Source organism: Frigoribacterium sp. PhB118 (assembly GCF_003751725.1).
Lineage (GTDB): Bacteria > Actinomycetota > Actinomycetes > Actinomycetales > Microbacteriaceae > Frigoribacterium.
Genome location: NZ_RKID01000003.1, coordinates 391,014 through 404,184 on the forward strand (window position 1 = coordinate 391,014; position 13,171 = coordinate 404,184).

Below are 13,171 nucleotides of genomic sequence, written 5' to 3' on the forward strand. Positions count from 1 at the left end.
GGGGAGGTGCTACGTCGTGCGGGTCAGGCCTTGCACTGCGATGCGTTCGTCTTCTCGCAGATGTCGCGGATCTGGTCGTAGTACGCGTCGTCGACCGGGGTGGTCTGGAAGAACACGGCACGGAAGCCCTCGCTGTCGGCGCCCTCGATGCCCGCGGCGACCATGTCGTCGGCGGTGACGTTCGAGAGGATGTCCTTCAGCTGGGCCTTGACGTCGTCGGGCAGAGAGTCCGACTCGACGATGGGCGCACCGGGCACCATCTGCTCGTCGATCATCTCGACGGCGTCGCTCTTGGCGACCTCGCTGTCCTCGGCGAAGCCGGCGTCGCACTCGGTGCCCTCGCCGACCTTCTGCACGCTGACGTCGTGCTTGCCCGCGAAGACCGGGGTGATGTCCTTCTCGGGGTCGATGCCGGCCTCGAGCAGCGCGTAGCTCGGGAAGAGGTAGCCCGACGTCGACGACGGGTCGACGAAGCAGATCTTCTTGCCCTTCATGTCGGCGATCGACGTGATGTCGCTGCCCTTCGGCACGATGGCCTGCGAGTAGTAGCCGGGCTCCTGGCCCTCGGCCGTGGTGATCGACGAGATCGGGGTGAGCTCGGCGCCGTTGTTCGTGGCGGTGACGTAGGTGAAGCCCGAGAACGAGGCGACGTCGATCTGGCCGGCGATGCTCGCCTCGATCAGGGCCGCGTAGTCCGTCGACTCGTGGTACTCGACCGTCTTGCCGGTCTCCTTCGCGATGTAGTCCATCAGCGGCTGGTAGTTCGTCTCGGTGTCGACCGAGTCGGGCACGACGCCGAAGACGAGGGTGCTGTCGTCGACCGCGTAGCCACCGGCCGCGTCGGACGAGCCGGTGGCCGAGGAGGCGGGGGTCGAGCAGGCGGACAGCGTGACGGCGAGCAGGGCGGCGCCGACGAGGGCGGTCGCGGCGCGGGGACGGCGGAGGGTCATGACGGCCTTTCGGGTGGGAGCAGGACGTGACGATGGTGGCACGCGCCCGACCGACATAGGAACCTATCTTTAGGCCCGTTCAACGAGAGTTCACCTCTTGTCTGCCTAACCTGGGCGAACCGACCGCGGGGCGGGACGGGGTGCCGTCCCGGCCATGGCGGGTCCAAGTGCGGCGGTCTACCCTCGGACCACCACCCCGCCCTGCTCCCGCGACGAAGGCCTCCGCATGCGACACGACGACGGCACCCCCGACTCCCCCGGCGACGACCTCGCGACCTGGTCGGACGAGGCCCACCGCGAACTCGAGCTGCTCGTCGCCCGTGACCGCGAGGCCGAGCAGGCTCGGCGGCACGAGGCCGAGCGCGTCGCCCGGGTCGAACGGGCCGCCCGCCTCGAGCAGGAGCGCCGCCGCCGTGAGGCCGAGCTCCCGCCCGAACTGCGCGACGCCGACGACGAGCCGTACGACGGTGGGCCGAGGCGCCGACTCGTCATGGGGTCGTCGAAGGTGCTCGCCGCCGTCGCACTGCTGGCCGCGGTCGCCGTCGCGGTGACCGGGTTCCTGTAGGCCGACCCGCGCCTCCTCGGCCTGCGCGACGCCCGTCAGAGGGCGAGCAGGGCGATGCCCCCGAGCACGACGCCCGAGGCCGCGAGCCGCTTCACGAGCGAGCCCTCACGCAGCACGAGCGCCCCGAACACGGCCACCATCACCACGCTCGTCTCGCGGGCCGGGGCGACGAGGGCGACCGGAGCCGTCCGGATCGCCGTCAGCACGAGGATGTACGACAGCGGCGACAGCACGCCGAAGGCCAGCACCCGCGGCCAGTGGGCGCGGGCGACGGCGACGAGCTCGCCCCGACGCCGGCCGAGCGACGCGCTGTAGAAGACGACCTCGGCGAGCGTCACGCCGACCATGAACGACACGGGCGAGAGGCCCCAGGTGCGCAGGGCGTGGGCGTCCCAGATCGTGTAGCTCGCGATGGCGAGGCCGGTGAGCAGGCCCCAGGCGATGCCCGGGTCGAGGCGACGGCGCGCCGGGCCGGGGGCGGCCGGCGTCGACGCGGTCGACGGCCCGTGCAGGAGGCGCGGCGCCGGAGAGCCGGTCGGCCGCCGGTCGATCAGTCCGGTCGCCACCACCCCCGCGACCACCACGGCGATGCCCACCACGGCCGTCGCCGAGAGCTGCTCGCCGAGCAGCAGGACGGCGAGGCCGGCGCTGACGGCGGGTCCGCTGCCGCGAGCCGTCGCGTAGACGGTCGACAGGGTGCCGACCGCGTAGCCGCGCTGCAGCACCGTCATGTAGACGACGTGCAGCACGGCCGAGACGCCCGCCCCGACCGCGAGGCCGCCGACGCTCGCCCCGAGACCGCCCGTGAAGGGGACGACCGGCAGCCAGAGCACGGTGCTGGCGACGGCTCCCCACCAGAGGAAGGGGGTGCCGAGGCGGCTCACCCCGTGGGCGACGACGTTCCAGCCGGCGTGGCAGACGGCGGCGGCGAGGACGAGCAGGAGGGCGGTGGTGGACATGCGAGGACCCATCGGCTCGGCGCGGGGCGCGCCGAACGGGTCCTCCAGGCTTTTGTCCGTTCAGATGACGGCCCGGCGATGGCGCCCGACCGTGGCGCCGCTCGGACCAGTCGGATCGTGGGACCCCGGAACCCTAGGCGCTGTCGCGGTCAGCGTAGGGGCGGCGGGTGTCCGGGAGGTGAACCGTGCCGCGCTGCACCCGGTTTCGAACGACGCACCCGGAAGCTTCGGGGTGCATGGTTCGGAACCGGGTGCGAGGGCGATGGCCGGAACGGGATCGGTAGCGGCTCAGCCTTGCTGCACCGACCACGCGACGTCGAGGCTCGTGGCCTCGCCCGGCGCGAGGGTGACGAGCGGCCCCAGCACCTCGAGCTCGACGAGGTGCGCCGAGGGGTGCAGGTCGCCCAGCTCGCCTATCGGCGACGCCGTGGGGCGCTGCAGCCAGATCTCGACCTTCGAGCCGCCGTCGGGCCAGGTGCCCCCGGCCGCTGGCTCGGTGGCGAGCGTGAGCGTGGTGCCGTCGGGGTCGCGGTAGGCCGCGGAGCCCGACGCCTCGGGGTAGCCGCGCTTGGCCACGCCGGTCCCGACCGGCAGCAGCACGTCGTCCTCGTGGCGCGACGACGTGACGTCGCCCTCCCAGCCGCCGAGGTCGAGCTCGACGGGAGGCGCGGCGTGGGCGACGACGACCGCGGCGTCCTCGAGGGGGCGACCCGCGCCTCCTCGAGTGTCGACCTGGCAGACCTCCCAGATCGACCAGGTGCGCGGGACGGCCGAGACGTTGGTGAAGGTCGCCGTCTGGCGGAACCCGGCACCCATGGCGGGCACCGTGAAGCGGCGCTCGACGCGGAGACCCGAGCGGGCGTCGTCGGCGCTGGTCAGCACCACGGTCACGGTCCCGTCGTCGAGCTGCCACCCGACCGCCCACGGCCCCGAGTCGAGCACGGGGTCGGGCGGGCCGGCCCACTCGTCGGGGCCCGACCAGCCCTGCGGCGCCGGCCAGGTCTTCGAGCCGCCGACGTTGGCCCAGGTCGACATGTCGCCGTCGCCCGCCGGCCACGCGGCCACGGGGACGACCGGTGCGAGGTCGGCGTCGACCAGATCCGGGTCGCGCCAGAGCCGCTCGCGGCCGTGGGCGACCAGCGACAGCAACCGACCGCCACGGGTGGGTGCGAAGACGAGCTCGAGGTCGGGCGTCGTCACCCGCAGCAGCGGCAGCTCGGGCGTGCCCGCCTCGACGACGACCGGTCGGGACGTCACGCGCGCGGAGCCGGTTCGCGCGCGCCGGCCTCCTCGCGCACGGGCGCACCCGCCGGGATCAGCACGACCTTGCCCGTGGCCCCGGCCGCGGCGATCCGGTACGCCTCGTCGGCGTCGGTCAGCGGGAGCCGGTGCGAGACGACGATCTCGGGGCTGAGGCCGTCCGCGGCGATCATGCGCGCGACGTCCTCCATGCCCTGCACCGAGGTGACCCACGACGCCGTGAGGGTGAGCTGCTTGTGCAGCAGGGTGTCCGAGACCTCGGTCTCGAGACGCCCGCCCTCGCCGAGCAGGCCGACGCGACCCCACTCGGCCGCGGCCTCGACCGCGGTCAGGCGGCCGGGCGTGCTGCCCGAGCAGTCGACCGTGACCTGGCAGCCGACGCCGTCGGTCAGGGCCAGCACGTTCGCGACCGCGTCGCCGTCGGCGAGGACGACGTCGTCGACCAGGCCGGTCGCCCGGACGAACTCGATGCGCTCGGGCGACCGCTCGACGCCGATCACCCGGCGGGCACCGAGCATGCGGCCGAGCATCGCCGCGGCGAGGCCGACCGGCCCGAGGCCGACGACGAGCAGGTCCTCCCCGCCGTGCACGCCGGTGCGGCGCAGGCCCTCGTAGGCGGTGCCGAATCCGCAGGCGATCAGGGCGCCGTCGACGAAGGACAGCCCGTCGGGCAACGGCACGCAGGTCGACTCGTCGACCAGGACGTACTCGGCGTGGCCGCCGTCGCGCTGCCAGCCGTAGGACGCCTTGTTCGGCTGGTCGGTGCAGCTGATGAAGTAGCCCGAGCGGCAGTTGCGGCAGCGTCCGCAGCCCTGGATGTGGTAGACGATGACGTCGTCCCCGACGCCGAAGCGCGTGACCCCGGGGCCCGCCGAGACGATGCGGCCGCTCGGCTCGTGGCCGGCGACGACGCCCTGGTAGGCGGGGGCGCCGTCGAGGCCCTTGTGGGTCTTGTAGCCGTGGTAGATGAAGCCGATGTCGCTGCCGCAGATGCCGCTCGCGCCGACCTGCACGAGCACCTGCCCGGGGCCGGGCGTCGGCACGTCGTGCGTCCGCAGCTCGGCGGTGCCGTCGCCGGGCAGGAACACGCCCTGCATGGTGCCGGAGGGGGACGAGGAGGCGCGGGTCGCGTCCCCGGCGGAGGACGCGGTGGCGGAGGGTGCGGTGGTGGTCATGGCCTAGCTCTCTTCGATCGACCCGCGCTTGCGGGACAGGGTGACGTTGAGCAGCACGGCGAGCACGATGATGACACCGCGGACGACGCTCTGCAGGAAGGAGTCGACGCCGAGCAGCACGAGCCCGTTGCCGATCAGGGTGATGAAGATCACGCCGAGGAAGGTGCCGATCAGGCTGCCCCGGCCGCCCGACATCGCGGTGCCGCCGATGACGACCGCGGCGATGACGTCGAACTCGAGGCCGTTGGCGGCGCCGGCGTTGCCCGAGCCGAGGCGCGCCGCGAGCAGCACGCCGCTGAGGGCGCCGAGCATGCCCATGATCGCGAACAGCACGATCCGCACCCGGGCCACCTTGATGCCGGCCAGCCGGGCGGCCGCCGCGTTGCCGCCGATCGCGAAGACCGAGCGGCCGAACGCGGTCTTGCGGGCGACGAAGGCGAAGACGAGGAAGGCCAGGATCATCACGACGGCGGGCGTCGGGACGCCGAACACCGTGCCGGTGAGGAACGGCATGACCGGGTCGTCGAGCGGCAGCGGCACGGGCAGGGCGTCGGTGCCGAACTGGCCGAGGCCCCGCAGCACGCTCCAGAGCCCGAGGGTGGCGATGAACGACGGCACGAGGAACCTCGCGCGCAGCACGCCGGCGAGGGCGCCCCAACCGGCTCCGACCACGAGCGTGATGAGGATCGCCAGCAGGGCGGGCAGCCCCCACTGGGTCATGGCGACGGCGACGATCACCGACGAGAGCGCGACGGCGGGGCCGGTGCTCACGTCGATCTCGCCGGCGATGATCACCAGGGTCATGCCGGTGGCGGCGATGCCGATCAGCGCGGCGTCGCGCAGCAGGCCGCTCTGGTTCGCCACGGTGAAGAAGCCGACCGCGTTGAACATCAGGTAGAGGTACAGCAGCACGATCGCGACCAGCAGGCCGACGATGTTGACGAGCGTGGTGTTGCGACGGAAGGCGTCGCGGACGCGACCGAGCGCGGAGTCACGAGGCGCGCCTCCTGGTCCGCCGGTCGGGGTGGTCGTGGGGTCGAGTGTGGTGGTCATCGGGTCGTCCTTCTTCAGCTCGAGACCATGGAGGCCTGGAGCAGCACGGGCAGGGAGATGTCGGGGGCGCGGAACTCCTCGCGGAGGCCGCCGTCGCGCAGCACGAGCACGCGGTCGCAGGCGAGGGGCAGCTCTTCGATCTCGCTCGAGACGAAGACGACGAGCTTGCCGGTGTCGGCGACGGCGCGCATGATCTCGTAGATCTGCGCCTTCGCCTCGACGTCGACGCCTCGCGTCGGCTCGTCGAGCAGCAGCACGCGGCTGTCGGCGTGCAGCCACCGCGCGATGACCGCCTTCTGCTGGTTGCCGCCGCTGAGCGTGCCGATCGGCCGGCCCAGGTCGTGCGCCTTGATGTTGAGACGCTCGGCGAGCGCCTTCGTGGCCGTCGCGATCGCACCCGACGACAGCGCGCCTCCTCGGGTCACCCGGCCGAAGTCGCTCATGACGATGTTCTCGTCGATGCCGAGGCCGGGGATCACGCCGCGGCCCTTGCGGTCCTCGGGCGTCATGCCGACCCCGAGGGCGAGCATGCGGGAGGCGCTGGGCCGGTCGACGACGGAACCCGCGATCGCGATCGTGCCCCCGCTCGCCGGACGGAACCCCGCGATCGCCTGGAGCAGCTCGGTGCGTCCCGAGCCCAGCAGGCCGGCGATGCCGAGCACCTCGCCGGCCCGACCCTCGAAGGTGAGGCCCGAGAGCTTCGGGGCGACCTCGAGGTCGGTGACGGCGAGCAGCACCTCGCCGCTCGTGACGGGGCGCGTCGCGACGGCGCGCTCCCCGGGGTCGGCGCCGATCATCAGCTCGATGATGTGGGCGGTGTCGCTGCCGGCGATCGACACCGTCTCGACGACCTTCCCGTTGCGCATCACCGTGGCCGTGTCGGCGATCTGCCGGATCTCGTCCATGCGGTGGCTGACGTAGAGCACGGCGACGCCCTGCGCCGCGAGGCGCTTGACCGTGTCGAGCACGAGGTCGACCTCGGCGGCGGCGAGCGCGCTGGTGGGCTCGTCGAGGATGAGGAGGCGCGGGTCGTCCTGCAACGCCCGGCCGATCTCGACGATCTGCTGTTGCGCGAGGGTCAGCCCGGCGACCTCGGCGTGCACGTCGATGTCGGCGCCGAGGCGGTCGAAGGTGGCACGGGCCCGCTCGACCATGGCCCGGGTGTCGATGCCGAAGCGGCCGCGCGGCCACCGGCCCATGGCCAGGTTCTCGGCCACGGTCACGCCGGGCACGAGGCTGAGCTCTTGGTAGCACGTGGCGACGCCGGCGGCGGCGGCCGCGGTCACGCCGCCGGCGCCGAGCGGCACGCCACCGAGCAGGACCTCGCCGGTCGTGGGGGTCTCGACCCCGCTCAGCAGCCGGATCAGCGTGGACTTGCCGGCACCGTTCTGGCCGAGCAGGGCCCGCACCTCGCCGGCGTGCACGGCGAAGTCGACGCCGTCGAGCGCGGTGACGCCGGGGTAGACCTGGCTGACGCCGCGGGCCTCGGCGATGGGGGCGCCGCGGTCACGGGCGGGATCGAGCGGCGCGTCCGGGGTGGGAGCTGTCGACTCTGACAAGGGGATCCTCCTGGGATCGAGGGGACGGGGTGAGGGGCGGCGGGGGCCCGGCGTCGTGCCGGGGCCCCCGGCGCCGATCAGGGGAGGCCGTCGGGGTGGGTCTCGGTCCACCCGGCGGCGTCGGCCGGCAGGTACAGGTCGATCGGTGCGGCCACGACCTTCTCGTCGGGCGTCTTGCCGTCGATGGCGTCCTGGGCCGCGGCGAAGGCGAGCTTGCCCGCCTCGATGCCGCTGATGTCGACGACGGCCTTGAGCACCGAACCGTCGGCCAGCTCGGCGGCGATGTCGCTCGTCATGTCCGAACCGAAGACGGCGACCTGACCGACGAGCCCTCGGGTCTGCACGGCCTTGTAGGCGCCGACGGTCGCGCCGCCCGCCTCACCGTAGAGACCGTCGAGGTCGGGGTTCGCGCTGAGCATCTGCTCGGCGGTCGAGACGGCGGTGTCGACCTCGGCGCCCTCCTGGTTGGCGACGAACACGGTGCCGGGCAGGGCCGCGGTCAGTGCCTCGGAGAAGCCCTTGTAGCGCTGCTGGCAGACCTCGTACTGCTCGCAGTTGATGACGCCCATCCTGGGCGCCGTGATGCCGGCCTCGGTGAAGTAGGCCGCGGCCTGCTTCCCGAGGTCGCCGCCGAACTTCAGCGGGTCGCCCAGCACCCACGCCGTGACGTACTGGTCGACGGCGTCGTCGCTGACGCAGGTGTTGTAGCAGATGACCGGGATGCCGGCCTCGCTGGCCTGCCGGACCGCGGGGACGCTGCCGTCGGTCGAGACCGCGGACAGGATGATGGCGCTGACGGCCGACGAGGTGAGCGTGTTCATGAACGAGCTCTCCTTCGACACGTCGCCCGCCGAGGTGGACTCGAGGAAGTCGACGTTCTTCGAGTCGGCGTCCGCGGCGTCCTGGACGCCCTTCTTGACGCCGCCGTAGAAGCCCTGGGAGTCGAGGTAGAGGGCGCCGATGCGCTCGGTGCCGCCGTCGCCTCCGTCGGCGCTGGGGATGGAGCAGCCCGCGAGCGCGACCGACGCGGCGAGCGCGGCGGCCACGGCGAGGACGCGCCGTCGGGTCCTGGTGATGGGTGACATGGGTCGGGGTTCCTTTCTAGGAGCGCACGGCGTCGTCGCCGGGCGTGACCACGGGTGCGGTCGGGTCGGAGGAGGCGCGGGTCGGGTCGGAGGAGGCGCGGGTCGGGTCGGTCGTGACCCCGAGCTCGGCCGAGAGGGCGGCGACGACGCGGCGCAGGGTCGCCACCTCGGCGTCGCGCACGTCCTGCGGGTCGTCGTGGAAGAGCAGCATCGACGGTAGCGAGGTGGCGAAGTAGTCGACCTCGCCCGGTGTGCGCGAGAGCTCGTCCACGTACGAGTCGAAGTCCCCCAGCAGGTCGGCCGCCCGGTCGGCCTCGCCCAGACGGGAGAGGGCACGGACGGTGGCCGCGCTGCGCTCGGTGAAGGCCTGCGTGGCCATCCCCGCGAAGTCGCCGGTCGACCGGGAGGCCTCGGACCAGGCGGTCCGGGCGGCGTCGGCGTCTCCCGCCGCGGCGAGCGCGTCGCCGAGGGCCAGGTGCAGCTCGGCCGTGGTGGCGAGCGGGTGCCGTGCCTCGCCGAGGGTGGCGGGTGGCGTGAGGGCGGCCTCGACGGCGGACCGCGCCCGGTCGGCGTCGCCCTCGGCCAGCGCCCGACGGGACACGGCGAGGCACGCGTCGTCCCAGGCGCCGAGCACCTGGCCCTCGCCGCCCTCCCAGGGCTGGAAGCTGCGCGAGGTGAGCACGGCGAGCGCGTCGTCCGGACGTCCCACCTCGGTGAGCAGTCGGGCGCGCACCACGCAAAGATCGTCCCGCTCGGCGACGAGGTCGATCCGTGACTCGAGCTCGGCCAGCCGGTCGTCGGCGGACGCCCCCAGCCGCCCGGCCAACTCGTCGGACTCGAAGAGCAGCCGGGAGTCGTCGGGACGGACGCGCAGCGCGTCGTCGTAGTGACGTGCCGCGAGGTCGGGGTCGGCCAGCACGTTGTAGGCGGCCACGCCGAGGTTCCGCTGCACGACGGCGGCCTGCGCGTCGTCCAGGTCGGTCGCGGCGGCTCGTCGCCACGCGTCGACGGCGTCCTGCCCGCGGCCCCGGTCGTACCACCAGCTGCCCAGCAGCGACCAGGCGAGGCCGTCGGCCGGCTCGAGGGCGACCGCGTCGAGCAGGGCGGCGACGTCGTCGAGGCGCGAGGGCAGGCAGTTGGTCGCGTCGAGGGCGTGGACCGTGGCGAGTGCCCGGCGCGCCTCGTCGACGCGGCCGGTCCTCGCCAACGAGGAGGCGCGGTGGTAGGCGAGCAGCGGACCGACGGCCACCTGCCCGAGCGCGGTGGACGCGACGGCCCCCTGGGCGAGGTCGAGGACGCGGAGCGCCTCGTCGACGTGCCCGGACGAGCCGTACTCGAGCGCGACGTCGAGCAGCGTCGGGGCGTCGTCCGTGAGGCGTCGGCCCGCGAGGTGTCGCGCCCACTGGTCGAGCGGGTCGAGCTCGAGGGTCTCGGCGAGCAGCCGGTCCGCCTCGTCGTGTCGGCCGAGGCCGCGCAGGGTCAGCGCGAGCAGGTCGCGCACCTGCAGGTTGTCGGTGCCGTGCGACAGGGCCGTGCGCAGCAGGGCCTCGGCCCGGACGGGGTCGGCCGGACCGGCGAGCCGGGCCAGGGCCAGCGACGCGGGAGCCACCCAGGCGGCGTTCCAGGCGGACTTCTCCAGCGCCTCCTTCGCCTCGGGGGTGCGCCCGAGGCGCAGGAGCGTGAGGCCGAGACGGTAGAGGGCCTCGCCGTCGGCCGGGTTCGGCGCCCAGGCCGACTGACGGCCCACCGCGACACGGAGGAGCACGAGGGCTTCGTCGTAGCGGGCCGCGGCGTGGAGGAGGGTCGCCAGGGCGACGTTGCTCCGCACGTCGCCCGGGTCGCGGCGGAGCGCCTCACGCCAGTAGGGCTCGGGCGAGCGGGTCGCGTGACGGTACTGCCGCAGGTACTGGCCGATGAGGAAGAGCTCCTCGACGGTCTCGACGTCGGCGGGGGCGGGCGGGGCGACGGCGGCCTCGGGGGCGGCGATCTCGGGGGCGCCGGGCTCCGGGGTGCCGGCCGCGGCCACGGCGTCGAGGCTCGCCTGGACCGTGGCGCCGGCGACCGTGACGAGCGTGCGTCCGGCGGAGCGCGCCTCCACGACGACGTCGGAGAGGAGGACGCCCGCCGACAGGGACCGGTCGAGCACCGACGGCAGGCCGGGTTCGACGTCGACCGTGACCGAGTCGAGGACGGTGCCGTCGACCGTGCGGACGACGACCTCGGCCCGCGGGTGGACGGCCGTGACGGCGAGACCGATGCGCAGGACGTTCCCGGCCCCGGCGGTGTCGTCGAGCTGCTCGACACGCAGGGCCGCGTCACGGGTCGCCTGGTGGGCGGGACCGATCTCGGTGATCGGGTACCAGAACTGGCTGAAGGTCTTCGTCTCGCCCGGGGTGAGGAACGAGAAGTCGGGCTGGTTGTCGGTGTACACGCCGGCCATCAGCTCGACGTAGGGGCCGTCGCCGTCGGTGAGGTTCGCGTCCCAGGCGTGGCCGAAGGGGGCGTCGCCCCAGGTCCACTGCTTCTTGCCGGGCGAGATCGCCCGGTCGGCCCAGTGCACGAAGCCCGCGCGGCGCCCGTGGTCGTAGCCGCCGAAGAAGTCGTCGTCGGTGTGGGTCACCATGTACGAGGTCGGCACGGGGATGTTGCGGTACCAGTCGAGGCGGTCGGCGTCGGGGTGCTCGTCGTCGACGCGGGCCGGGTAGTCGACGCCGTAGTAGTCGCCCTCGACCCGGGGGAAGGTCACGACGGCCCGTTTGGCGTGGTCGGCCACGTGCCGCACGTCGGTGGGGAAGAACGACTGGTAGTCGTCGCCCACGGCGGCGGCGACGTTGGCCCACCAGAGGAAGGTCTGCGTCTCGTCGCTGCGGTTGAAGAGGCGCACCCTGGCCTCGATGAGCGACGAGTCGGGGCGCAGGCGGATGCCGTGCATGCCCTTCATCCGGGCGAAGGGGTCGTGGTCGGAGCACCACACCGTCACCGACCCGTCGGCCTCGCGCTCGATCGACACGTCGGTCGGCAGGAAGGTCGCGGGGCGGTGGTGCTGCGGCCAGTTGAACTCGACGCCGCCCGAGATCCACGGACCGGCCAGGCCGACCAGGGCGGGCTTGATGACGTTGTTGCGGTAGAAGACGTCGTAGTCGGCGGTCTTGTCGTAGGCGACGTGCAGCCGTCCGCCGAGCTGGGGCAGGATCACCAGGCGCAGCCAGCGGTTCTCGAGGTGGACGGCCTGCCACTCGTGCGGCCGCTTCTCGGCGGAGATGCGCTCGTGGAACGGCAGCGGGAACACCCGCCCGGACGATCCCTGGTAGACGCGGGCGTCGAGGAAGGCGGGGTACCGGTCGGGCTCGCCCGGCAGGTAGGTGTCGAGGACGAGGGGTTCCGACCAGACGGCGACTCCGGCGTCGGCCTGATCAGTGGGCACGGGGGGAAGAGCCATCTTCGACTCGGCGGTGAGCATGGTCCGAGCGTACGGAGGCCCCGAGCCCGTCGGAACGACCGATCCTGCCGACTGCCTGGACGAAACCACTGCGGCGGGCCAGACTCGTCCGCATGCTCCTCGAGGACGGCTTCCCCGGTCAACGCCTGCTCGTCATGCCCCGACCCCGGGTGCGGGCCGCCCTCTCGCGGCCGGGCACGTCCCACCTCGTCGTCACCGACGCGGGCTACTTCCCCCGGGCCCGGGCGCACGGCATGACCCGGCCCGACGGCGTCGACCAGTGCGTGGTGCTGGTCTGCACCCGGGGTTCGGGCTGGTGCGAGGTCGCCGGGGTGCGACACCCCGTGCGGTCAGGGCAGGTCGTGATCGTGCCCCCGGGCGTCGCGCACGCCTACGGCGCCGACGACGCCACCCCCTGGACCCTCTGGTGGCTGCACGTGGCCGGGCACGACCTCGCCGAGTTCCTCCGCGTCGCGGGGGTCCGGGCCGGCGCCCCGGTGCGCGAGCTGTCGGACGTCTACCGCATCGTGGCCCTGGTCGAGGAGGTCGTCCAGGCCATGGAGCGCGACCAGACCTTCGCCAGCGCCCTGGCCGCCTCGGGAGCCGCGTGGCACCTCATGGCGCTCGTGTCGTCCGAGCGGACGGCCGGGGCACCACGGGTGTCCGCGGTCGGTCAGGCCCAGGAGTACCTGCGCCAGCACGTCACCGAGCGCGTCTCGGTCGACGAGCTCGCCGCGATGGCCCGGCTGAGCCCCTCGCACTTCGCCACCCGTTTCCGCCGCGAGACCGGCGTCACGCCGCTGCGGTACCAGACCCAGTTGCGCATGGCGCGGGCCCGCGAGCTGCTGGACACGACCGACTCGCCGGTCGGCCTCGTGTCCGAGCGCGTCGGCTACGTCGACCCCTTCTACTTCGCCCGCCAGTTCAAGGCCGTCCACGGGGTCTCACCGACGGCGTACCGGGCGCAGCGCAAGGGCTGAGCCGTCGACGCCTGCCTCGAGACACCCGGTTTCGAACGATGCACCCAGAAGCTTCCGGGTGCATCGTTCGGGACCGGGTTCATCGGCGCAGGAGCTCACGCATGGCGCGTCGAGCGATGCGGTCCGGCGAACCGCGACCCGGCTCA

At 73.4% G+C, this 13,171-nt stretch carries 10 protein-coding genes; 2 read left to right on the plus strand and 8 right to left on the minus strand.

Annotated elements, in window-relative coordinates; translation table 11 throughout:
• Positions 1-23 precede the first annotated feature (23 nt).
• On the minus strand, positions 24-950 hold the full coding sequence (locus EDF21_RS11355) for a phosphate/phosphite/phosphonate ABC transporter substrate-binding protein (RefSeq protein WP_123571400.1): 927 nt from the start codon (positions 948-950) through the stop codon (positions 24-26).
• Positions 951-1,176: 226 nt separating this feature from the next.
• On the opposite strand from EDF21_RS11355, the gene EDF21_RS11360 reads away from it, so the two are divergent.
• Positions 1,177-1,515, plus strand: a complete 339-nt coding sequence (locus EDF21_RS11360; protein WP_123571401.1) for a hypothetical protein — start codon at positions 1,177-1,179, stop codon at positions 1,513-1,515.
• A gap of 35 nt (positions 1,516-1,550) precedes the next feature.
• Here EDF21_RS11360 and EDF21_RS11365 read toward each other — a convergent pair whose 3' ends face one another.
• The 7 genes from EDF21_RS11365 to EDF21_RS11395 all read right to left on the minus strand — a co-directional run bounded on the left by EDF21_RS11365 (position 1,551) and on the right by EDF21_RS11395 (position 12,066).
• On the minus strand, positions 1,551-2,474 hold the full coding sequence (locus EDF21_RS11365) for an EamA family transporter (RefSeq protein ID WP_056043961.1): 924 nt from the start codon (positions 2,472-2,474) through the stop codon (positions 1,551-1,553).
• A gap of 288 nt (positions 2,475-2,762) precedes the next feature.
• Positions 2,763-3,731: a hypothetical protein gene (locus EDF21_RS11370; protein WP_123571402.1), complete on the minus strand. Its 969-nt coding sequence runs from the start codon at positions 3,729-3,731 to the stop codon at positions 2,763-2,765.
• Positions 3,728-4,909 carry a zinc-binding dehydrogenase gene (locus tag EDF21_RS11375; RefSeq protein ID WP_199736347.1) on the minus strand — a complete coding sequence of 394 codons (1,182 nt, stop codon included), beginning with the start codon at positions 4,907-4,909 and terminating at the stop codon, positions 3,728-3,730. The genes EDF21_RS11370 and EDF21_RS11375 overlap by 4 nt, the downstream gene beginning before the upstream one ends.
• A 3-nt stretch (positions 4,910-4,912) precedes the next feature.
• Positions 4,913-5,962 carry an ABC transporter permease gene (locus EDF21_RS11380; RefSeq protein WP_043594640.1) on the minus strand — a complete coding sequence of 350 codons (1,050 nt, stop codon included), beginning with the start codon at positions 5,960-5,962 and terminating at the stop codon, positions 4,913-4,915.
• A gap of 14 nt (positions 5,963-5,976) precedes the next feature.
• Positions 5,977-7,521, minus strand: coding sequence for a sugar ABC transporter ATP-binding protein (locus EDF21_RS11385; protein ID WP_123571404.1), 1,545 nt, complete (start codon positions 7,519-7,521; stop codon positions 5,977-5,979).
• 77 nt (positions 7,522-7,598) lie between these two features.
• On the minus strand, positions 7,599-8,606 hold the full coding sequence (locus EDF21_RS11390) for a substrate-binding domain-containing protein (RefSeq protein ID WP_123571405.1): 1,008 nt from the start codon (positions 8,604-8,606) through the stop codon (positions 7,599-7,601).
• Positions 8,607-8,622: 16 nt separating this feature from the next.
• Positions 8,623-12,066 (minus strand): DUF5107 domain-containing protein, encoded by a 3,444-nt coding sequence (locus EDF21_RS11395; protein WP_123571406.1) that lies wholly within the window; start codon positions 12,064-12,066, stop codon positions 8,623-8,625.
• A 92-nt stretch (positions 12,067-12,158) separates the two neighbouring features.
• On the opposite strand from EDF21_RS11395, the gene EDF21_RS11400 reads away from it, so the two are divergent.
• Entirely contained in the window at positions 12,159-13,025 is an 867-nt protein-coding gene (locus EDF21_RS11400; protein WP_043594638.1) for an AraC family transcriptional regulator, read from the plus strand.
• Positions 13,026-13,171 lie beyond the last annotated feature (146 nt).